Source organism: Candidatus Mycobacterium wuenschmannii (assembly GCF_030252325.1).
GTDB classification, from domain to species: Bacteria; Actinomycetota; Actinomycetes; order Mycobacteriales; family Mycobacteriaceae; genus Mycobacterium; species Mycobacterium wuenschmannii.
Genome location: NZ_CP126981.1, coordinates 117,416 through 137,471 on the forward strand (window position 1 = coordinate 117,416; position 20,056 = coordinate 137,471).

Below are 20,056 nucleotides of genomic sequence, written 5' to 3' on the forward strand. Positions count from 1 at the left end.
AATGCAGTTAAACGAATCGCACGGGACATTACTGAACGGGACCGACGAAATCCGCCGACTTCGAGAGTGATCGAAAGCAGCGGGGGTAGCCCTCAGTCAGTTCTCGGGTAGGTCATAAGGTCGACCCAGTTTTCGGGCGTTGCAATCTTTTTCGCTCCGGAGGCGAAGACACCAATTTGGCCGCTAGCTGGATCGAGGTAGGTGCCGCGGTGCTGGTCGTAGGTCACGACGGCCGGCTCGGCGCTTGTCACTGGATCCGCGTGGGTGGCTGTGGCTGCGCTGTTCGATGCCGCGGGTGACTGCCCGTAGGGCGGCACACGCTGGTCGGACGGCGGTTTATAGGGCAGTGGTGGAGGGCGGGGCCCGTCGGCGGGCGGAGCTTGGGTTGGGTAGGGCGGCACCAGTGCGGGTCCGGGGCCTGGTGCAACCCCGGGGGGCAGGTGCACGACTGGGTTGCCGGGGTCGTAGTCGACGCCGGGTGGTATGTAGGGATAATTATTGGGAGGCAAGATATTTCGTGGGTTAGTGGGCTGGATACCGGTGGGGACAGGGGGGCCGCGCCACGGATTGGATCCGATGGGTTCGTAGCCTTTGGGATCACGGCAGAGCTGGACGGTGGGCGCGCGCTTGCCGGGAAACTCCTGACACGGATAGTTACGCGCGCCACGGACGACGGTGGGATCGCTTTGCGGGACTTTGCAGTAGAGGTCTTTGGGAACGTCACGCAGGGTGAGGTCGCCGGGGGTGCGTATTTCGTGGGGTGACAAGAAGCCGGTCAAGCATGGCGGTGGTGCGCCAAGGTTGAGTTTGAAGTCGGCTTTGACGCCCTCGTCGGAGGTGCTTTGGCCGGCGACGGTGATGAGCATCGCGGTCAGCGCCGGTATCAGCACGAGGGCTTGTTCGATGGACTTGTGGTAGATGACGCCGATGCGGCCGGCGTTGGCAAGGTTTGCCGCCAGGATCGGGAATGTCGGTCGGATGCCGGTGAATGCGGTGTTGATGTAGGTCGCGGCTTGCGGCGTGGTGGACAGTAGGTCGCGGATTTGGGGATCGGCACTGTTGAGATGGGTGGTCAGACGCGCCAGGCCGTCGGCGATACGGTTGATTTGGGGGCCGCTGGCAAGTTGTGCGTCAAGGAATGGTCCGGCTTGGTCGATGAGTGCGGTGGCCTCAGCGGAGTCGGCGTTAGCGTCGTGGATAAGCAGTTGTGTGGATTGGATCAGCCGCGCGAGTTCGGGGCCGGTGCCGTCGAACGCCTGGAATGTTTGGTGAAGCAGTTCGCGGATTCGGCTGTCGCGCACCGAGTTCACGAGTTGGTCGGTTTGGGCGAGCAGTCCGGTGACGTCTTGGCTCAGCACGGTGTGGGCGCGGTCGATGTGTGAACCATTGTGCAGCAAGGAACTCGAGGCACCTGGTGGCGGGGTGAGGTCGAGGAATTGCTCTCCGATCGCGGAGCGGCTTTTCACGCTGGCGGTGACGTTGGCGGGAATCGGGGTCTTGGAGTTCAAGGTGAGGTGCGCATCGACACCGCGATTTTTCGTCAGGGTGATGGCCGTGACGCGGCCGATGGTGGCCCCTCGGTAGGTGACGTTGGCGTTGGCGTACAGACCGCCGCTGGCGGCGAAGTTCGCTGTGACCGAGTACGTTCCGATGCCCAGCTGTGTCGGGAGACGTAGGTAGAGGATAGCGACGGCGCCGACGGCGACGACGGTCACGGTGGCGAAGATGGCGAGTTGCCAGCGGATGAGGCGGGTCAGCATCAGCGACCCGTGTTCGGTGATGGGGGTGCCGGAATCTGAAAGGGGTCGGCGGCTTGCCCGGACAGGCCGGCGAGTTCGCCGATGAGGAATTCTGGCGGCTTGACCACCTCGGCTAGGTGTTTCATGTTGGCGTCCAGTCCTGAGGTGGTGAAGATGTTTTCACCGAGACGGCGCACGGTGAGGTCGAGGGTGAGGAACGTGTTGAGGAAGTCGCCGCGCACGGCCCGAGGCACCCCGTTCAGCGGTAGGGGAAATGCCGGGATGATCGGCAGTGCGTCGATGAGTTTGTTGATGTTGTCGGCGAGGGGAGCGATGACGGCGTTGGCTTCCTTGACGTCGGCGGCGAAGTCGGTTTTAGTGCGTGCCAGTGTGTGGGCGGCGACGTCGGCCAGGCGGCGCAGCGCGGCGAAGGTGGCGACAATGGTGTCGCCGTCGCTGTTGAGGATCTGCAGGGCCGCGGGCAGTGACTGCAGGGCGTCGCTGAGGGCGTTGCTGCTGTGGGCCACGGTTGCAGCGAAGCGGTTGAGGTGGTCGACGGCGGCGAGGATGTCGTTGCTTTGCGCGTCGATCGAGGCGGTCAGCTCGGCCAGGCGGGGTAGCAGGTCGGTGAAGTGGCCGGCGCGCCCGGCGACGGCTTGGTAGAGCTCATCGGTGATCTCGCCTAGGGCACCGAGGTTGCCTTTGTTGACCACGACGCCCAGGGCGGAGAGCACTTCCTCGGTGCTGGGGGAGTGCCCGGAACGGCTGATGGGAATGCGGGCGCCGGCGCGCAGCGCGCCGGTCGGGGTGGTGGCGGCCGGCGGGGCCAGTTCGATGTGCTGTGAGCCCAGCAGTGAGGTCTGGGCGACTTTGGCTTCGCAGTTGGCCGGCAGAGCGACGTCAGGGTTGAGGGCGAGGGTGACTTCGGCGTAGAAGGTGCCGTCGCGGCGTTGGCGGGCCGCGATGGTGGCGATGCTGCCGATGGTGACGTCGTCGTGCATGACCGGTGAGTTCTGCGGCAGCGTGGACACGTCGGGAACGTCAACGGTGACGCGCAGGGCTCCGCGTCCGTGTCCGGCGGTGCCGGGCAAGGGCAGCGAGTTGACCCCGTCGAAATGGCAGCCGGTGATGGTCAGCATCGCCGCGGCGATGGCCGACAGCGACCGCGCCGCGCGGAAAGCTCTGTGAGGCAGGCGCATTGATTACCGTTTCGGCTGAGGTGGCGGTGGGAGCATGAGGTCGCTCAGGGGGCGTCGGGGGCGATGTGGGGTGGTGTGACGCCGGGAGCTGGTATCCACTGCAGCTGCGAGATCGGGGTTTGGGCTTTCTCCTGGGTTTGGGGGGTGTCGTAGATGGTTTGGCCCTTGTAGGCGTTGATGGCGTTGATGGGGTGAAACAGGATCGGCGGATAGTTCATGGTCAGCCGTTTGAGGACCGGCGCCATGCGTTCGCGGCAGATTTCGGCGCGCTTGATGTTGTCAGTTCCCCCGCCCCCGTCGAAGCTTCCGCAGATGAACTGCACGGGGTTGGCGAGGTTGGGCAGCGTCAAGATGCCTGACAGGGACGCTTGGGCGGGGTTGTAGATGTTGTAGAAGTTGGCCAGCCCGTGCGGGGCGATGTGCAGAACCTGCTGCAGGTCGTCGCTGTGGTCGTTGAGTAAGGTGGTGAACTCGCTGAGTCGGTCGACCTGCCCGATCAGTGCGTCGTTGTTGTCACGCAGGAAGTTTCGGACATCACCAAGTGCGTGGTTGAGGGTCCCGAGGGTGGTGTTGAGGTCTGCGGTGCTGTCGGCGAGCACCTGGGACACCGCGGCGACGTGGTTGGAGAATTGCACAATTTGTGTGTTGCTGGCCGACAGCGCATCAACGACGATGTGCAGGTTTTTGATGGTGCCGAGCAGGTCGGTGCGGTCATCACCGAGGCGCCCGGCGGTGCGCGCGAGTTCGTGCACGGCGGTGCGAAATGATTCGCCTTGGCCGTCGAAGGTGTCTGCGGCCTGATTGACCACCCGGGTCAGCGGTCCTTGCAGCGATCCTGCTTGTGGACCGAGTTGGGTGGCGAGCTTGGTCAGTTCGTCTTTGACCTGGTCCCACTCGACCGGGGTCGCGGTGCGGGACTGCGGGATGACCGCTCCTGAGGCCAGGGTGGGTCCGCTTGTGTAGAGGGGTGCCAGTTCGATGAAGCGTGCCGAGACCAGGTTGGGGTCGATGAGGATGGCCTGGGCCTCGGCGGGCACCCGCACGGTGGGGTCGATCGACAAGACGATGGTGGTGGCCTCGGCGCGGGGGGTGATGGAGACGACCGAGCCCACGGGTATTCCGGCGATTTTCACCTCATCACCGGGGTAGAGCCCGATCGAGGAGGCGAATTGTGCAGTCACTACCAGCGGCGGGCGTCGGCCGGGACGGGCCACGATCAGCACACTGGCGAGAACGGCGACCAACACGGCCGCCAGCGCCAGGCGCGCGATGCGCCGCGGGATCGGCGGCCATGGCGCGCTCATGGTGTCTGCGGCCTGATCCGGGCGCGCTCTGAGACCAGCCCGGCGAGGTAGTCATGCAGGCTGGCCGGAAGCTTGCCGGGCTGAAAGATGGTGTCTAACAACAGTGCCGAGATGTTGGGCGGGGGAACACCGTAAATGTTGGCGTCGAATCCCGGCCCGGATCCGACAACTTCGGCCAGCGTCGTGGAGAACGCGGGCAGCCGGGTCAGGGCGGCATCGAGGTGCTCGCGGTGGGCGTTGAGATTGTCAAGGACCAGGTTGAGTTTGGTCAATGCGGGCCCGAACTCGACGCGGTTGTCGGCGACGAATCCCGAGATCTGGCGGGCAACGTCGTCGATCCCGCCGATCAGGGTGGCGAGGGCTTGCTGGCGGGCGTGCAGTGCGGCGAACAAGTCGTCGCCGTCGTTGATGATCTGGTCGAGTTGGCCGGCGCGGTGGGCCAGTACCCCCGACACCGTGTGTGCGGCGTGCAGCAGGTCATCGACTTGCCGGTCGCGGGCGTTGATGCTGTGCGATAGCGCCGCCAGCCCGGTCAACGCGTTGTGCAGCGGCGGTGTGGCGTCGTGCAGGGCGTCGGTGAGCACCTGCAGGGCGCGGGCGAACCGCGGCTGGTCGATGTCGGTGGCCGAGCGGCCGATGTCTTGCAGTGCTCCAGATAGCGTGTAGGGGGTTGTGGTGCGGCTCAACGGGATTGATGTCGCGGTTCCAGAGCCGGCCGGGGCTACCGACAGCGCTCGTTGGCCAAGTACTGTGTCGGTTCTGATCGCGGCGAGTGTTTGGTCGCCGACTGCGATGCCGCGGGTTACGGTGAATTCGACTTGGGCGCCGGTGGCGCACAACCGCAGCGCAGTGACTTTGCCCACGGGGAAGCCGTAGATCTGCACGTCGTCGCCGACGGACAGTCCGGCGGCATTGGCGAAATAGGCGGTGTAGGGGCGGCCCTGGGGATAGAACGGCAGCGTCGTGTAGCCCGCGCTGACCAACACCAGGCAGGTGACGAGCACGATGCCCAGCAGCCCGGTGCGCAGCGGTCCGCGGGGTTGGGGACTATTTGCGGGCATCGGCGCACCTGCTGGTTGCCATGTCGGAGGGCCCACCGAGCGGAAGGTAAATGTCGCTGCCCGCCGGGCCGTTCATCTTGATTTTCAACGAGCAGCTATAGATGTTGAAGAACGCGCCGTAGGAGCCCAGGGCGCTGAGGCGTAGGTAGTTTTCGGCGAGCGGCTCAATGATGTGGTTGACGTCATCTTTGTGGTCGTCGAGTGCGCCAGCCAGGGGGCGGGCGTGTTCGATGATGCCGCGCAAAGGGCGTCGAGAGTGAGTCAGCATGTCGGTGAGGTCGGTTTCGGCCGACGCCAGAGGCTCGAGTGCTGCGGCGATCGGTTCGCGCCCGGCGGCCAGGGTGTGCACGAGGTGCTGCAGCTGATCGATGCTGGTGTCGAGTTGGGTGCCTTTGTCGTCGACGGTGCGCAGCACGGTGTCGAGGTTGGTGATGGCCTCACCGATGAGGTGGTCGCGGGCCGCCAGGTTCTGGGTGAACGCGCCGGTGCTGGACAAAATGTCGGCCAGTGCGCCGCCCTTGCCGTCGAGCAGTTCCAGGATCGCGTTACTGATCTCGTTGATCTTGTGTCCATCGAGGCCTTTGAGGACCGGTCGCAGACCGCCGAGCAGCGCGTCGAGGTCCAGGGCGGGCTGGGTGTGGGATCGCGCGATGGTGGCTCCGGGCGGCATTTTCAGCAATTCGCCGGGCCCTGAGGTGATCTCGAGGTAGCGGTTGCCGACGAGGTCCTGGTAGCGGATGACGGCGCGAGTGGAGGTGTAGAGCTGGTAGCGCTTGTCTACCGTGAAGGCGACGGTGACGTGGTCACCGTTGATCCCCACGTCGGAGACCGACCCGACCGGAACACCGGCGATGCGGACGTCTTGGCCGGCTTTGAGTCGGGAGATGTTGGTGAAGTCGGCGTGGTAGGTGGTGGTGGAGGCGAACCGGAACTGGCCGAAGATGACGACGAGCCCGGCGAGCACCAACACCATGACAATGGTGAAGATGCCGACCTTGAGTGCTGTGCGGTCAGACAAGTCAGATGTGTTGCTGCGCATCAGTAGTCGTCGCGTTCTGCGTAGGCGCCGTGAAAGAGGAATTGCAGTGTCGAGGGCGCGTCGATGGATAGTTCAGTGTTGGGTTGATAGGGGACGTAGGCGTTGTCGGTGACGAGGAAGGGGGAGTGGAACCAGGATCCGCCGTACTGCTTGCTGGGCAGGTCGGGCAGACCTCGGCAGTTGGGTCCGCCGGAGGCGTTGACGATGGGCAGGCTCTCGGGATAGGTGTAGGCGGGCTGGCCGAGCATGAAGTTCGCGGTCAGGGAGATACCGGGCACGTAGCCACCCAGGTAGGGCCCGAACTTCTGGTTGGCCGAACTCAATGCTGTTACCAGGCAGCCGTATTCGGGTGAGTAGTCACCGAGCACTTTGAGCGGGGCGCGTAGCCGATTGATCGTGGCGATGTAGTCATCGGCGGCCGGTTGCAGGGTCAGGTAACCGTTGTCGGCGAGCCCGATCGCCGACAACAGGGTGGCTTTGAGATTGTCGCGTTGACTGACAACGGTGTTGCTGAGGGCGGGGATGTTGTCCACGACGGTGACGAGGTGGGGTGCGGCGCTAGCGTAAATGTCGGCCACGGCCGCGGTTTTCTGCGTGACCCGTTGCAGCGCTGGTAGTTTCGGGTTGATCGTCGACAGGTAGGTGTCCAGGTCTGCCATGGCGGCACCCAGATTGTTTCCGTTGTCGCGTAACCCCTGTCCGGCTGCGGTCAGCGTGGCGTTGAGTTCGGTGGGGTCGATCTTGTGCAGGGTGTCGACCAGCGTCTGAAACAGGGTGTTCACCTCCACCGCCACCGACGACGCCGCGATCCGGCTGCCGGGCGCCAAGGTGTCGGTGGAGGGATGCTCGGGGGCAAGGAATTCCACGCTTTTGGCGCCGAACACGGTGTTGCCGGCGATGCGCACCGCTGCGTTGGCGGGGATGTAGCCCATCTGGTCGCGGCGGATGGCCAGCGTCAGCCGTGCGCGGCCCTGGTCGTAGGCGATCGCGGCGACGCGCCCGACGTGGACGCCGAGGTATTTGACTTTGGCGTCGCGCTCCATGACCAGCCCGGCGCGCGCGGCATCCACCGTGACGGTGTCAGTGGGGGTGAAGGCGGAGGTGTAGGCCAGGTACGTTATCGCGGTCACAGCGGCGATCGCTGCCGCCATCGCCGCCGCGGCGAGACGGACGATCGTTGGACGACGGCTGCGCACTTCCTACCTCCCCTGCGCTGGTGTGATGGTTGATTCAGTTCGGGCACAACGTGTGTCATGTTCGCGTCGACTGCGACTGGCGCGAGGTGGTGTTGCTCTACTTGGCGACGTATCCTCCGTCGATGGGCAGCAGGACACCGGTGATGTTGCGGGCCTCCTCACAGGACAGGAACACCGCTGCCTCGGCGCAGTCTTCGGCGGTGATGATGTGGCCCAGCGGATGGATGGTGGCGACTAAATCGACCAGGTTCTGATCGGCGGGCGCGAACTTTTTGTCGGGGGTGGCCGAGAAGTTGGTCAAGGGCATTGCTGCGGGGCAGATGGCGTTGACCCGGATGCCGTCGGCGGCGAATTCGACGGCCAGACCCTTGGTCATCTGGTTGACCGCACCTTTGGTGGCGCCGTAGAGCACGCTGCCGAATCCGACCATGCCGGCCACCGATCCGGTGTTGAGAATGACGCCGCCGCCGCCTTGCTGTTTGAACTGCCGGACAGCGTATTTGGCGCCGTAGAACACGCTGCTGATGTTGATCTGCATCAACTTCTGCCACTCGGCGTCGGTGAATTCTGCGGTGGTGGCGCCGGGTTTGAGGCCGGTGATTCCGGCGTTGTTGTGCATGATGTCGAGCTGGCCGAACCGGTAGACGCATTGTTCGACGAGCTTGCTCACCTCGGACTCCTGCGAGACATCGCACTGCACGCCGGTGACCGACTCGTCGTCGCCGCCCGCCAAGTCCACTGTCTGGTCGAGCCATTCAGGCTCGATGTCGGCGCACACGACCTTCGCTCCCTCCTGCAGGAAGCGAAGGGTCGTGGCGCGTCCGACTCCGGAGCCCGCGCCGGTGATGATGGCGACTTTCTCTTTGAGGCGCATGGTGTTAGCGCCGGTGTCCGTGCGGGAAGGTGAGGATGTCCATCAGTTCGGTGATGTCGCGTTGGGTGTCGAGAGTCAGAACGAGTTGCTCGACGCGGTCCGCGGCATCGGGGCCCAGCGTTGTTTCCAGGTAGGGCCGGCAGACCTGGCGGATCTGTTCGGTGGTCAGCGGCGCTTCGGGGCTGCCCAGCCAGCCGTCGAGCCGCTGGGAAAACGTTTTGCCCGAGGTGGTTGTGACAAATACCTCCGCGCCGGGTGCATGGACACCGAAATCTTCGTGGTCGCCGGTGGAGATGACTTTGTTCATCGCCTCGCGGTAGCGCGGATCATCCAGTGCGGACAGGTCTTCGAAGGTCTGGTCGGTGATTTTGCCTTTGAGCATCACCTCGGCCAGCAGGTAGTGCACGCTGAATCGGGAGCCCTGCAGATCGACCGGGTTCGGGGTGATGCCGACCGCGAGGTTGCCGATCACGCCTTGTCGGCTGGTGACCGACTCGATGTCGTCATAGCTCAGGTTGTGCTCGGCCATGATCAGCCCGAGCGCATCGATTGAGGTGTGGGCGTAGGTGCAAGCCGAGTACTTCTTGATGCAGGCCCGGTTGATCCGGTACGGCGCCACCCCAAGGTCGGTGTCGATGATCGACAGGTCGATCGCGTTGTTGGCGACCAGGGGTGCGTAGAGACCGTTCTTGATGTCGATCACGCCGAGTTCGGCGGTGGCCCCGAGCCGGGCCAGGAGCGCGGACTGCACACCCATCTGGGCGGTGTGCCCGGATTCGATGAAATGGGTGTCACAGCCGGCCTGTCCTAGGCCGCAGGCCCACGATCCGGCCATGGTGATGGCGTGCTCGGTGCGGTCGGCGTCGAGTTTGAGCAGCTTGGCCGCTCCGGCCGCCACACCGAGTGGACCGAACCAGGTGGGAGGGCAGATGTGGGTCGACATCAACGCTTCGCCGGGTCCGGCTGAGTTGTAGCGCGAGGCCACCTCCCAGGCGGTCACGGCGGCGGTGATGAGGTCTTTGCCGCTGGCCGTTTGCTTTTGGGCCAGCGGGAACAGCCCCGGCAGCACCCAGTAGGCGCTGGTGAAGTTGGGCATCTCGTTGTCTTCGAGCTCTGAGGAGTGCGCGAAGGTGGCGTTGGTGAACGCCGCGTTGGCCACGGTGGTGCGATACCCGCCGCCCACGACACCGGCCTCGGGGGTGCCGCCCTGCTCGGCGTAGTAGGTGGTCAGGATCCGTGCGGCGGGTTCGCGGCAGCCGGCCAGCATGCCGGCGACAGTCTTGAGCAACAGAGCCTTGGTGAATTCTGTTGTCGCGGAGTCGATGTCTTTGTAGTCGAGGCGCTGCACCCATTCGGCGACGTTCTGTGCGCGGCGCTTGGCGGGTTCGGTTGCGGCCTTGCTCTCGAGGTATTCCTGCTTGGATTGTTCCAGCGTGTCAGTCATGTCGTTCTCCCTTGTGTCGGTGGTGAGGTGATGGATTGCGGCGGGGCAGTTCAGCTTGTGGCGGCGTCGCGGGTGAACAGTTCCTGGAAGGTTTCACCGGCGGTGCGCAGCGCTTTGATCGATTTGGGCACCCCGATGTAGGGAACGAGGTGCAGCACGATCTCCATGACTTCTTCGTGGGTCCAGCCGTTGGCCAGCGCGGCTTCGACGTGCAGTTTGAATTCGTCCCAGGTGCCCAGGGTTGCCAGGATCGACAGGCAGGCCACACTGCGGGTCTTGCGGTCCAACGTGTTTCGAGCCCACACGTCGGTGTAGCAGTGCTCGACGGCGATGCGTTGAAAGTCATCGACGGCTTTCATGCCGGTGGCGCGTTGTTTGTCGCGCCACGACGGGCCGAACATGTCATCAAGGACGGCGGCGGCGGTGTCGTAACGCGAGGTGTCTTCGACGCTGTGAGTGGTGGTCATGTGGGTCTCCTGTTCGGTGCGGTGGGTGGGCTCAGTGCTTAGCGGGGAAGGTCCCAGCGCACGGGCACGCTGGTGGGGCCGCGTTCATACATGCCGATGATGCGGGGGGTTTCCGCGCGGTCATCGAGACGTAGTCCGGGCAGGCGTTGGGTTAAAACTTTGATGGCGGTGCAGATTTCGGCGCGCGCGACATGCTGGCCTAAGCAGACGTGGGTGCCGCGGCCGAACGCGAGGTTGGTTTGGATGGGCCGGCCGGGAAGGAAGTCGTCGGGACTGTCCCAGCGCGCGGGGTCGCGGTTGGCGGCGGCGAAGCAGGCGTGCACGACCGCGCCCCTGGGGATCGCCACGCCGCCCAGCGTGGTGTCTTGGCTGGCGAATCGCGCGAAGGCGGGATCGGTGGGCATCCAGCGCAGCGTTTCCTCCAGAAACGGGCGGATCCAGTCGGGGTCGGCGGTGATGCGGGCCAGCCAGCGGGGCCGCTGCAGCAGCGTGAGCATGGTGATGCCCAGTTGTTTCCAGGTGGTGCCTGATCCGGCCGCGAGCAGCAGCAGAGAGAACAGTTGCACTTCGTCGTCGGAGAGCCGGTGGCGGGTGCCGTCTTCGTCTTCGAATTCCTCGTTGACCAGCATGCTGACCAGGTCGTCGCGCGCGTTGTGGCGTCGCGCCGCGACGATGGGTTTGACGATCTCGGAGATGGCGGTGATGCCGGCGGTGTCGGAGACGATCGCGGCGCGCACCTGCAGGGCTTCTTCGACGCTGACCCCGAAGCTGCTGCAGATGGTCAGCAGCGGGATAGGCGCGAAGAATTCGACGTTAAGGTCGGCATGGCCTTTGTCGGCGATCAGCGCGAACAGGGCGTCGATGATGTCGTGTACCCAGTTGTCGAGCCACCACCCGGATCGCTTGGGGGTGAACGCGTTTCGGACCAGTGACCGCAGGCGGCGGTGCCGTTTGCCGTCCATGAACAGCAGCATCGCCTGGCTTTCGTATTCCGGTGTGCCCGGTTCGTGCTGGGACGCTGGGAAGGTGTCGGGGTCCTGGATCACCTGACTGCAGGTGGCGTAGTCGAAGGCGGTGAAGTGGGGGCGGTCTTCGAAGGGCAGCCCGGAGAAGAACGCCGGACCGTGATAGCCGGCTAGTTCGCCGGGTGTGCCCGGGTGCACCGGCCCGGACTCGCGCAGAGTGTTGAATGCGGGATAGGGGTCGCCTTCGAACGATCCGCCGCGCATCTCATAGACGTCACTGCGCAGGTCGAACAGTTCTTTGAGTCGGGCCGGATCGAGGGTGAATGCCGTGTTGGCCAACATATTTCAGGCCCTTTCGAGCACGACGACGGGGATTACACGCTCGGTGCGGTTCTGGTAGGTGTTGTAGCTGGGCCAGGTCGCGGCGGCCAGATCCCACAGTCGCTGTCGTTCGGTGCCCTCGGCGACGCGGGCGCGCGCATCGAATCGGTCGGCTTTGACCTGCACGCGCACGTGCGGGTCGGCGCGCAGGTTGTGATACCAGTGCGGGTGGCTGGGTGCCCCGCCTTGGGAGGCGATCACGATGTGGTCATCGCCGTCAGCGGCACAGATCAGGGCGCTGTCGCGCGGCTGGCCAGTTTTGCGGCCGGTGGTGGTCAGGATGAGTGTGGGCACCCCGTTCCAGAGGTAGCCGACCTCGCCGTCAGTGTCCTGGTATTGGCGGATGTGTTCGTCGCCGAACAGTGTCAGGTCCAGACTCGGCGGGGGGGCATCGTGGGTCACGACGGAATTCCTCTCAGCGACAGACGGTTTCGGGGCGTGGGCGCGCGTAGCGCGGGTCACGGTCCGACCACGAGGTGTTTGATGTCCTGGTACTCGCGTAGCCCGGCGACGCCGCGTTCGCGGCCGACTCCGCTTTGCTTGACACCGCCGGTGGGGGTGTAGGCCGAGGCCGCGGAGCGGTTGACCTGTACGGTGCCCGAGCGGATGCGCCGCGCGACTCCTAAGCCGGCGGGCAGGTCGGCGGTGTAGACGCCCCCGCCCAGGCCGTAGTCGGAGTCGTTGGCGATCGCGACGGCGTCGTCGATGTCGCGGTAGCCCTGCACGGTCAGGACTGGACCGAAGACCTCTTGCTGGGCAACGGGATTGGCGTTGTCGGCGATGCGCAGCACGGTGGGCTCGAGGTAGTAGCCGCGTTGCAGGCCCAGCGGCCGTTTGCCGCCGGTAACGACATCGCCGCCGGCCTTAACGCCGGCGGCGATGAGGTCTTCGATGCGCTCACGCTGCGCGGCGCTGATGACTGGACCGATCATGGTCTTCTCGTCGTCGGGATCACCAACCGGCAGGAACGGAAGCACCGAGGTGATGGTGTCCAGCGCGGCATCGAGACTGTCGTGGGGTACCAGCACGCGGGTCTGCGCGGTGCACGCCTGCCCAGAATGCGAGGCGAATACGGTTAGCGCCCCGGTTCCCAGCTTGTCGAGCCCGTCGGGCAGATACAGCTGCACCGATTTGCCGCCCAACTCAAGCACCATCTTTTTCACGGTGGGCGCCGCCTGCGCGGCGATTTGGCGGCCCACCGACGTCGAGCCGGTGAACGACACGCAGTCCACCCGCGGATCGCTGGTCAGCTGGGTGGCCGCTGCCGTGCCTTCTTCGACGACGATGTTGAGGACCCCGTCGGGCAGTCCGGCAGCCAGCCCGGCCTCGCCCATGGCCAGCGCGGTCAGCGGGGTCAGGGGGCTGGGTCGCAGGATGACCGAACATCCGGTTGCCAACGCGGAGAACACTTTCCAGACGTTGGTCTGCAGCGGAAAGTTATAGGGACTGATCGCGGCGACCACGCCGACCGGCTCGTAGCTACGGATGCTGAGCAGGACGTCTTTGCTGGTGACCAGCGCGTCCACCGGCATCTCGTTGTGCTCCCACTCCGGCAGGGTTGCGAACAGCTCAGGTAGCTGGCGGGCTTGGTCGATCGCCATGTCCACCTGAGCCAGCCGTGCCAGCGAGCGCACCGCACCAACCTCGCGAACCGCGGTCTCGACCAACGTGTCGCGGTGATCGGCCAGCCACTGGGCCATCGAGGCCAGCGTCGCCAGCCGCGCACTGCGGGATTGAGAGGCCCACACCCCGGTGTCAAAGGATCGGCGGGCGCTGGCGATGGCCGTTTCGACCTGGGCCGCGCTGACCGTGGGCGCGGTCGTGAACACCTCCTCGGTGGCCGGGTTTTCCACCGGCAGCGGTGCACCCTCGCCCGGCACCTGGCGTCCTCCGATGACCAGGTGCTCCGATGCGTACCACGACCCCATCCGCAGATCACTCCTAGGTGCTAGTATTTCAGCATTAATGATGCTATTTAAGCACACTAACTGCTGGACTATCGTCCGGCAAGAAAATTCGACAAGATTGCGGTTATGCCGATCAACCCATCGCCCGCGGTGCAGCGCGCTGGTCAAGTTCTCTGGTACCTGGCCGAGCACCCCTCGGAGTCCCACACCGTCGCCCAGATCTCGCGGGTGTTGGAGATACCGCGCGCGACGTGCGATTCGATCCTGCAAGCGCTGACCGCCCAAGGCTTTGTCAACCGCCGGGAGCGGGAGATGACCTACGAGCTGGGCGCATCGTGCCTGGCGCTGGCCAGCGCTGCTCAGGCTGCCAATACCGTGCTCAGTGTGGCCAACCGGCAGGCCGACCAGCTCGCGCGCGATCTGGGTGCCTGCGTGGTGGTCTCGACCGTCATCGCCGGTGAGGCGCGCGCGGTGGCCGTCTTCGACCGCGCACCCTCCACGATGTATCGCGCCCGTGTCGGACATGCGATCCCGCTGGCGCCGCCGTTCGGCGTGGTATTCGTGGCCTGGGACCCAGCGGCCAGCGAGCAGTGGCTGACCCGTGGGGGCCCGCAACCCGAGCCCGACGACCTGCAGCGGTGGCAACAATCACTACAGTTCGCCCGCCGCCACGGCTATAGCTTCTCGGTGTACGCCGCACCCGGTCCCCAGTTCGGCCAGGTCCTCGAAGACCTAGTGCTAGCACCGGATTCAGAGCCCAGCCGACGCGAGCGCGACATGCTGATCGAACGCTTGCGCCACAGCGAATACTTGGCCATCGAAGTCGACTCCGACGCCGACGTGCAGTTCCTGCAAATCTCAGCGCCGGTGTTCGACGCCAACGGCACGGTCAGCGCGTCGTTAATGGTGCTGGGCACGCGGCGCCCGATGCGCGGCGACCAACTCGAAGAGCTGGCCGGCCGCGTGGTTGCGGCCGCGGACCGCGCGACCACGCAGGCGCGCGAGATGCGTCTCGGTGAGCCCGCCGCAGCGATATGAGCCTGCCGCTGTCGCCGCGCTCATTGCGTTTCGACTCCGCGGCAACGCGACTGGACCGCTTGTACGCGGCGGCGCACCGGCACGGAATCTCCGCTGAGCGGCTCGTGTTGCCCGCCGAAGGTCTGCTGCGCGGGCGCGATCCGGAGCTGCATTATCTGGAATGGCCTGGGCCGCAGCGCGGCCCGTCCGTGCTGATGCTGCATGGCGGCGGGCTGCACGCGCATACGTTCGATCTTGTGGGCAACCTAGTGTCGCGCCATGCGCGCTGCGTCGCACTCGACCTGCGCGGACACGGCGAGAGCGGGTGGGCCGGTCCCGGACAGTACGGCGCGTCAGCCATCGCGGACGACATCGACGCTGTGGTGTGTGCACTGCAGCTGGCGCCGGTGGTCGTGGTCGGTCATTCGGTCGGCGGAATGGGGGCTATGGTCTGGGCGGCCCGCTCACCGGAGGGACTGGCCGCGTTGATGATCGTCGATGTCGCGCCGGGCATGAATCAAGAGGGCACGGGCAGTGTTCACGAATTCGTTGCCGCCAACCCGACATTCACCGACCTCGACGACGTCGACCGCTTTTTTGCCCGCGGCACAACCCCCAGCGTGGCGGCCGGTGACAGCGCGGCGGCCAACCTGCGCTGGGATGCCAATGGGCGGTTGGCTTTCAAATACGACACCGCCCAATTCGCCGGGATCGACCTGCCCCTCGGTGACGAGCTGCGCGCCGTCGCCGCCCGCATTGATGCTCCGACACGGGTTCTGAGAGGCCAGCGCAGCAAGGTCATCGACAATGAGGCCGCTGCGGAGCTGGCCGGGCTAATTCCAGGGGCCAGCTGGGCGGTGGTGCCTGATGCGGGCCACACCATTCAATCCAGCAACCCGGCCGGTCTGGCCGCCGAAATCATCGCCATCGCAACGTGACCCAGCCCCGCCGGTGTCAGCTCAGGTCGTACTAGCCCGATAAGGTGTGGCGGGCAAGCGCATCAGTGGTGGCCATCAGCCGGGCTCGGAACTGCTCGAAGGTGCGGCGACGTTGCACCAGGCCGAAGATCTCCCATGTCCACACGTCGGTCAACAGCTCGGCGACCTCACCGTACGGCCGCGTAGGCCCCTCACCTAGCAGGTCGGTGAAGATCGCGACCGTCTGCGCGCGCACCACATCGGCCTCAGCGATGCCCATCGCGTACGCGGCGGCATAGGCATGGGTCATCGCGTCGGTCGCCGCGGCCCGGCGCTGCATCACGTCGATCAAGGCGTTGATCCCGCCCCGCAAACTCTCGACGCGACCTACGGCGCCGGCGCCGGTGGCGCCCAGCGCAGCCGCGTAGGCGGTGAGCTCCGCAGACAGCGCACCGACAAGCAGGTGCACTTTCGAGGGAAAGTGGTGATACAGCGTTGCGATGGAAACGTTTGCGCGCGTGGCGACATCGCGCATGTGCACATCGTGGAAACCGCCGCAGCCTGCACTCTCAATCGCTGCGGTGAGGATGTCTGCACGGTAGTGACGAACATCGGAATGCGGTTCGGGATCGGTGTCGGGTTCGGTGTGACCGGGCCCGATGTCGCACGCCCAGTCCTTATCCGCCGAAAGCGGCATCGGGTCAGCCTTCCGTGGCAGACGACTCGTGTCCGGGGCTGGGCCACCCTCCACTAAGCATCAGCTCGAAATGGTTCATCAACACCTCCAGCGCCGCGGCGGGATTGATCTCCAGACATTCGGTCTCCTTCTCGTAGACCAGGGTGTGCCCAGCTGGGAAGAAGTACACGTCGCCTGCGGTAGCGACGTCGTCGGGCCAGTCCGTACCACGGTAAATCGCCCGCAGCCGACCGCGGAAAACATAACCGTAGTGCGGGCACTGGCACAGATCGCCCGGCAGCCCGACATAGCCCGGCGCGCAGTCGACCGCGGGGGCCACCGTGTAGCCGACCTCCATGTCGCCCCAGCGCACCGAGCGAAATCCGGTGTGCGGCCAGCGACCCCCGCCATCGGCGGGAAGCTCGGTAGGTTTGCTGACAGGCATCGCCAATCCCTTCGGCTCACAACTCATTACGGGTGCAGCGCCGCGGCGTGGGCGTCCAGTGCGCCCCCTACCCACCGGCGAAGGTAGGTGCGCAGCTGCTCTCGGCTGCGCCGTGGACGACTCGGGCTCAGAAAAAACGACTGCATCGTGCGCAGCGCGAATTCCACCGTCTCCTCGAGCAAGGCGTCATCAAATCCCGCTGCAGCCCAGTCGACGTCGAACCGCTCCACCATCTCGCGACCGAACACGGCGGCGCGCTGCGAGGTGACGGCGACGCTACTGGCCTCCACGTAGGGGTGTTCGAGGAAATGCCCAATCTGGGGAGTGCGGTGGAGGTTCTCCAGCGTGAAGGCCACCGCTTCGGTCAACGCCTCTGCAGGGTCATGGATTCCGAGCAGATGACGCTGCAGCCGCGCCATGTAGTGCTCCACCGAGGCCAGCGCCGCCGCCTTCATCAATGCCTCTGCGGTGGAGAAGTAGCGGTACACCGTCTGCCGGATGACGCCCAATGACTTGGCGACATCGGCCAGGCTGATATCAGCCCCGCCGTTGCGGCTCATCTGCTCGACCGCGGCGGCCACGATGCGTTCGGTCGCCTCGCCGTCGTCGGCGGGCGGATCGCCACCCCACCCGTGCCTACGCGCCATGGCTTTTCAGGCCTCTCAGCTCAGTACCGGCGCCGACGGGGTGAACACCACCGGCATCTGCTCGAGACCGCTGACGAAGTTGGCCGGGCGCAGCGGCAGTGCCGAGGCATCAGCCAGGCGCAGATCAGGCAGCCGAGCCAGCAGTTTGCGCAACATGGTCGAGAGCTCGAGGCGAGCCAGCTGATTGCCTAGGCAGAAGTGACTGCCGAAACCAAACGCGATGTGATTGTTCGGGAAACGCCACGGATCGAACTCCTCGGGCGCATCAAATACCGACTCGTCGAAATTCGCGGACTCGAACAACAGCATGACCTTCTCCCCGGCGCGCAGTGATGCATCGTGAAATGTCGTGTCCTCGGTCAGCAGGCGGCACATGTTCTTGACCGGCGAGGTCCAGCGCAGCATCTCCTCAACGGCTTGCGGCACCAAGTCCAGATCGTCGCCAAGCGCGCGCTGGTGCTCGGGATGGCGCAGCAACTGCTCGGTGCCACCAGACAGGGTGTGACGCGTGGTCTCATCGCCACCGATCAGGATGAGCAGTGTCTCCATGACGATCTCGTCGTCGTCAAGGCGACCGCCGTCGACTTCGGCGTTAACTAGCACACTGATCAAATCCTCGCCAGGATCGAGACGCCGCTGAGCCAGTGTGGCGCGGGTGAATTCGCTGTAGTCGGCGAAGGTCTGCACCATGTGCGCGGCCGTCTGCTCGCTGACTCGCGAACTCAATCCAGTGACAAGATCGTCGGACCATTTCAAGAACATCTCGCGCTGCTCGGGGCGCACACCGAGCATGTCGCCGATCACCGCCATCGGTAGCGGGGCCGCGATGTCGCGGACGAAGTCGCACTCGCCTTTCTCGCACACCGCGTCGATCAGGGTGTCGCACAACGTATCAATAGATTCGGCAAGGTCTTGCACACGTTTCCGGGTGAAGCCGGCGTTGACGAGTTTGCGCCGTTTGAGGTGAGCAGGATCGTCCATGTCGATCATCATCGGCGAGCCAGGCTGATCGGGACGGATACCTCCAGCATTGGAAAACAACGCCGGATTGCGCTCGGCCTCCACTACCGCGGCGTACGTCGACACCGCCGCCAGGCCATTGCGGTCACGAAAAACCGGCTCGTGATCCCTCATCCACGCATACGCGGCACGTGGACGGTCGGCGTAAAACGCGCCGTCGGTCAAATCGATGTTGGGGCGTGTGCCCACCGACACGACGCGTGGATCATCGGTTACGGACATGACGGGGGAAACCTCCGGGTCGGCACCAAAAATTATGACCATACACACGGATGATTATATGTATGGTCAAATCTGCCATCTCGACGAAGTAGGCACGATGCCGGTCAACACATACAGGCCGCAACCGCAGCGGCCGTCAGGCTTTCCCAGATGACGCAACCCAGCAGCCTGGTGGTGCGCGAGCTCACCACCGGAACACCCATGACGAGCGCGCATGTCGCGCGAATTTGCGATGGCTATGAAATCGACGCACTCGCAACGGGTTACGTCGAACGCGAATACCTCATCTATGGCCAAGCGCACAGCTACACCGGTAACGCAGCCGGCCCGATAGCTGTAGTCGAGGCACCGCCGTGCGACTATGTCACCCGCATCATCGTCCGGCGGCCGCGCGACGGCGAGGCCTGCAGCGGCCGCGTGCTGATGGAGCCACTCAACACCAGTTCGGGCGCCGATCACGATCCGCTCTGGTGCCACGTCGGCGCACTACTCGAGTGGTGCGGGGACACCTGGGTCGGGATCTCCACCCACGCCGTCTCCGGCCTGCGACTGCGCGAGCATGACCCGGCCCGGTACGCCGACATCGACATCGCGACCAACGATTTCGGCTGGGACATCATCACCCACGTCGGGAACCTGCTGCGCTCAGCGTCGAAGCACAGCCCGCTGCTCGAGCACGACATCACCCGTCTATATCTCGGAGGCTATTCGCAGAGTGGGACCGAAACTGCCACTTATGCAGTGGCATTCGGTGCTCACACAACACTCTTCGATGGCTACTTTCCAGCCGCGCGCGCGGCGAGCCTGGCTCCGATCTCCTCGGGAAACAGCTGGATCCTCCCGATGGAGATCGGCCCGATCGCGCCCTGCCCGGCACCCGTGCTCGAAGTGATACCGCAGACCGACGTCGAGGGATTCATCGCCCGGCTGACCGCAGACCAGGATTACCTCAACCCCGGAGGCGCATGGGTCCGGCGAAACGACGCCGACACCGACGGTGATCGGTATCGGCTCTATGAGATTGCCGGCGCCGCGCACATCGGTGCCATGCCCGGGTGCGACGGGCGCTCGGATTACCCGCTGTCAGCAATGCTGCGGGCCTGCTTGGTGAGGCTGTTCGATTGGGTCGAGGCCGGTGTGGCGCCGCCACGGGTGCCCAGAATCGTTCTAGCAGAACAAGGTCAGATCTCGGTAGCGTCGACCGACGAGTACGGAAACGCAATTGGGGGTGTGCGTGCACCGCATCTCGATGTCCCGCTGGCGTGCTATGCGGTGCACTCGACTCCGGGCATCCTGTGCAAATTGGGCGGCGACCAAACCCTGCTCGCGGTGCCGCTGCTACACCGGCGCTACCGCGATCGCGACAGCTACCTGGCTGAGTTCACCGCCAGCCTCGATGCCGCGGTCGGCGACGGCCGCGTGCTGGCCGCCGACCGGGCGCCGTTGCTGGACCACCAGATCGCGCTGTCCGCAGCGGCTTTCGGCTTCGCGGCGAGCCCGGGATAAGGCGGTCGATCGCGCCGCTGCCCTCGCGTG

19 protein-coding genes are annotated in these 20,056 nt (G+C 65.1%); 3 read left to right on the plus strand and 16 right to left on the minus strand.

The genetic code is table 11. The features are described 5' to 3' along the window. Positions 1 to 92: 92 nt before the first annotated feature. From PT015_RS00610 to PT015_RS00665, 12 genes are all read right to left on the minus strand, one after another. Positions 93 to 1,760 carry an MCE family protein gene (locus PT015_RS00610; RefSeq protein ID WP_285188081.1) on the minus strand — a complete coding sequence of 556 codons (1,668 nt, stop codon included), beginning with the start codon at positions 1,758 to 1,760 and terminating at the stop codon, positions 93 to 95. Continuing rightward, positions 1,760 to 2,938, minus strand: a complete 1,179-nt coding sequence (locus PT015_RS00615) for an MCE family protein (RefSeq protein ID WP_285188082.1) — start codon at positions 2,936 to 2,938, stop codon at positions 1,760 to 1,762. Before PT015_RS00615 ends, PT015_RS00610 begins: the two co-directional genes overlap by 1 nt. Positions 2,939 to 2,982: 44 nt before the next feature. Further along, positions 2,983 to 4,242 (minus strand): MCE family protein, encoded by a 1,260-nt coding sequence (locus PT015_RS00620; protein ID WP_313825632.1) that lies wholly within the window; start codon positions 4,240 to 4,242, stop codon positions 2,983 to 2,985. After that, positions 4,239 to 5,303, minus strand: a complete 1,065-nt coding sequence (locus PT015_RS00625; protein ID WP_285188083.1) for an MCE family protein — start codon at positions 5,301 to 5,303, stop codon at positions 4,239 to 4,241. Before PT015_RS00625 ends, PT015_RS00620 begins: the two co-directional genes overlap by 4 nt. Next, positions 5,290 to 6,276, minus strand: a complete 987-nt coding sequence (locus tag PT015_RS00630; protein WP_285190847.1) for an MCE family protein — start codon at positions 6,274 to 6,276, stop codon at positions 5,290 to 5,292. Before PT015_RS00630 ends, PT015_RS00625 begins: the two co-directional genes overlap by 14 nt. A 65-nt stretch (positions 6,277 to 6,341) precedes the next feature. After that, on the minus strand, positions 6,342 to 7,538 hold the full coding sequence (locus PT015_RS00635; RefSeq protein ID WP_285188084.1) for an MCE family protein: 1,197 nt from the start codon (positions 7,536 to 7,538) through the stop codon (positions 6,342 to 6,344). A gap of 97 nt (positions 7,539 to 7,635) precedes the next feature. Next, positions 7,636 to 8,412: an SDR family NAD(P)-dependent oxidoreductase gene (locus tag PT015_RS00640; protein ID WP_285188085.1), complete on the minus strand. Its 777-nt coding sequence runs from the start codon at positions 8,410 to 8,412 to the stop codon at positions 7,636 to 7,638. A gap of 4 nt (positions 8,413 to 8,416) precedes the next feature. Beyond that, positions 8,417 to 9,856, minus strand: a complete 1,440-nt coding sequence (locus PT015_RS00645; protein ID WP_285188086.1) for an MmgE/PrpD family protein — start codon at positions 9,854 to 9,856, stop codon at positions 8,417 to 8,419. Between the two features lie 50 nt (positions 9,857 to 9,906). After that, on the minus strand, positions 9,907 to 10,323 hold the full coding sequence (locus tag PT015_RS00650) for a carboxymuconolactone decarboxylase family protein (RefSeq protein ID WP_285188088.1): 417 nt from the start codon (positions 10,321 to 10,323) through the stop codon (positions 9,907 to 9,909). Positions 10,324 to 10,361: 38 nt separating this feature from the next. Then, positions 10,362 to 11,630, minus strand: a complete 1,269-nt coding sequence (locus tag PT015_RS00655) for a cytochrome P450 (protein ID WP_285188089.1) — start codon at positions 11,628 to 11,630, stop codon at positions 10,362 to 10,364. 3 nt (positions 11,631 to 11,633) lie between these two features. Then, entirely contained in the window at positions 11,634 to 12,071 is a 438-nt protein-coding gene (locus PT015_RS00660; RefSeq protein ID WP_285188091.1) for a nitroreductase family deazaflavin-dependent oxidoreductase, read from the minus strand. A gap of 56 nt (positions 12,072 to 12,127) precedes the next feature. Continuing rightward, on the minus strand, positions 12,128 to 13,597 hold the full coding sequence (locus tag PT015_RS00665) for an aldehyde dehydrogenase family protein (protein ID WP_285188093.1): 1,470 nt from the start codon (positions 13,595 to 13,597) through the stop codon (positions 12,128 to 12,130). 105 nt (positions 13,598 to 13,702) lie between these two features. Between PT015_RS00665 and PT015_RS00670 the strand changes: the two genes are divergently transcribed. After that, positions 13,703 to 14,614, plus strand: coding sequence for a helix-turn-helix domain-containing protein (locus tag PT015_RS00670; protein ID WP_285188094.1), 912 nt, complete (start codon positions 13,703 to 13,705; stop codon positions 14,612 to 14,614). Next, positions 14,611 to 15,531, plus strand: coding sequence for an alpha/beta fold hydrolase (locus tag PT015_RS00675; RefSeq protein ID WP_285188096.1), 921 nt, complete (start codon positions 14,611 to 14,613; stop codon positions 15,529 to 15,531). Before PT015_RS00670 ends, PT015_RS00675 begins: the two co-directional genes overlap by 4 nt. Before the next feature lie 31 nt (positions 15,532 to 15,562). On the opposite strand, the gene PT015_RS00680 is transcribed toward PT015_RS00675, so the two are convergent. Genes PT015_RS00680 through PT015_RS00695 form a run of 4 tightly spaced genes read right to left on the minus strand, consistent with a single transcriptional unit; the run spans position 15,563 to position 18,520 of the window. Next, positions 15,563 to 16,207 carry a TetR/AcrR family transcriptional regulator gene (locus PT015_RS00680; RefSeq protein ID WP_285188098.1) on the minus strand — a complete coding sequence of 215 codons (645 nt, stop codon included), beginning with the start codon at positions 16,205 to 16,207 and terminating at the stop codon, positions 15,563 to 15,565. A 4-nt stretch (positions 16,208 to 16,211) separates the two neighbouring features. Beyond that, positions 16,212 to 16,631: a cupin domain-containing protein gene (locus PT015_RS00685; protein WP_390887905.1), complete on the minus strand. Its 420-nt coding sequence runs from the start codon at positions 16,629 to 16,631 to the stop codon at positions 16,212 to 16,214. Between the two features lie 26 nt (positions 16,632 to 16,657). Next, positions 16,658 to 17,278, minus strand: a complete 621-nt coding sequence (locus PT015_RS00690; RefSeq protein ID WP_285188099.1) for a TetR/AcrR family transcriptional regulator — start codon at positions 17,276 to 17,278, stop codon at positions 16,658 to 16,660. Between the two features lie 15 nt (positions 17,279 to 17,293). Continuing rightward, entirely contained in the window at positions 17,294 to 18,520 is a 1,227-nt protein-coding gene (locus tag PT015_RS00695; RefSeq protein WP_390887906.1) for a cytochrome P450, read from the minus strand. A gap of 150 nt (positions 18,521 to 18,670) precedes the next feature. Between PT015_RS00695 and PT015_RS00700 the strand changes: the two genes are divergently transcribed. Next, on the plus strand, positions 18,671 to 20,026 hold the full coding sequence (locus PT015_RS00700; RefSeq protein WP_285188101.1) for an alpha/beta hydrolase domain-containing protein: 1,356 nt from the start codon (positions 18,671 to 18,673) through the stop codon (positions 20,024 to 20,026). Positions 20,027 to 20,056: the final 30 nt, after the last annotated feature.

Excerpts from the sequence above, each read along its gene's own strand:
- PT015_RS00695 (WP_390887906.1), bottom strand. The coding sequence starts at position 18,520 with ATGTCCGTAACCGATGATCCACGCGTCGTGTCGGTGGGCACACGCCCC.
- PT015_RS00630 (WP_285190847.1), bottom strand. The coding sequence starts at position 6,276 with ATGGTGTTGGTGCTCGCCGGGCTCGTCGTCATCTTCGGCCAGTTCCGG.
- PT015_RS00690 (WP_285188099.1), bottom strand. The coding sequence starts at position 17,278 with ATGGCGCGTAGGCACGGGTGGGGTGGCGATCCGCCCGCCGACGACGGC.
- PT015_RS00675 (WP_285188096.1), top strand. The coding sequence starts at position 14,611 with ATGAGCCTGCCGCTGTCGCCGCGCTCATTGCGTTTCGACTCCGCGGCA.
- PT015_RS00650 (WP_285188088.1), bottom strand. The coding sequence starts at position 10,323 with ATGACCACCACTCACAGCGTCGAAGACACCTCGCGTTACGACACCGCC.
- PT015_RS00620 (WP_313825632.1), bottom strand. The coding sequence starts at position 4,242 with ATGAGCGCGCCATGGCCGCCGATCCCGCGGCGCATCGCGCGCCTGGCG.
- PT015_RS00670 (WP_285188094.1), top strand. The coding sequence starts at position 13,703 with ATGCCGATCAACCCATCGCCCGCGGTGCAGCGCGCTGGTCAAGTTCTC.
- PT015_RS00640 (WP_285188085.1), bottom strand. The coding sequence starts at position 8,412 with ATGCGCCTCAAAGAGAAAGTCGCCATCATCACCGGCGCGGGCTCCGGA.
- PT015_RS00610 (WP_285188081.1), bottom strand. The coding sequence starts at position 1,760 with ATGCTGACCCGCCTCATCCGCTGGCAACTCGCCATCTTCGCCACCGTG.
- PT015_RS00615 (WP_285188082.1), bottom strand. The coding sequence starts at position 2,938 with ATGCGCCTGCCTCACAGAGCTTTCCGCGCGGCGCGGTCGCTGTCGGCC.
- PT015_RS00680 (WP_285188098.1), bottom strand. The coding sequence starts at position 16,207 with ATGCCGCTTTCGGCGGATAAGGACTGGGCGTGCGACATCGGGCCCGGT.
- PT015_RS00655 (WP_285188089.1), bottom strand. The coding sequence starts at position 11,630 with ATGTTGGCCAACACGGCATTCACCCTCGATCCGGCCCGACTCAAAGAA.
- PT015_RS00625 (WP_285188083.1), bottom strand. The coding sequence starts at position 5,303 with ATGCCCGCAAATAGTCCCCAACCCCGCGGACCGCTGCGCACCGGGCTG.
- PT015_RS00645 (WP_285188086.1), bottom strand. The coding sequence starts at position 9,856 with ATGACTGACACGCTGGAACAATCCAAGCAGGAATACCTCGAGAGCAAG.
- PT015_RS00665 (WP_285188093.1), bottom strand. The coding sequence starts at position 13,597 with ATGGGGTCGTGGTACGCATCGGAGCACCTGGTCATCGGAGGACGCCAG.
- PT015_RS00700 (WP_285188101.1), top strand. The coding sequence starts at position 18,671 with ATGACGCAACCCAGCAGCCTGGTGGTGCGCGAGCTCACCACCGGAACA.
- PT015_RS00685 (WP_390887905.1), bottom strand. The coding sequence starts at position 16,631 with ATGCCTGTCAGCAAACCTACCGAGCTTCCCGCCGATGGCGGGGGTCGC.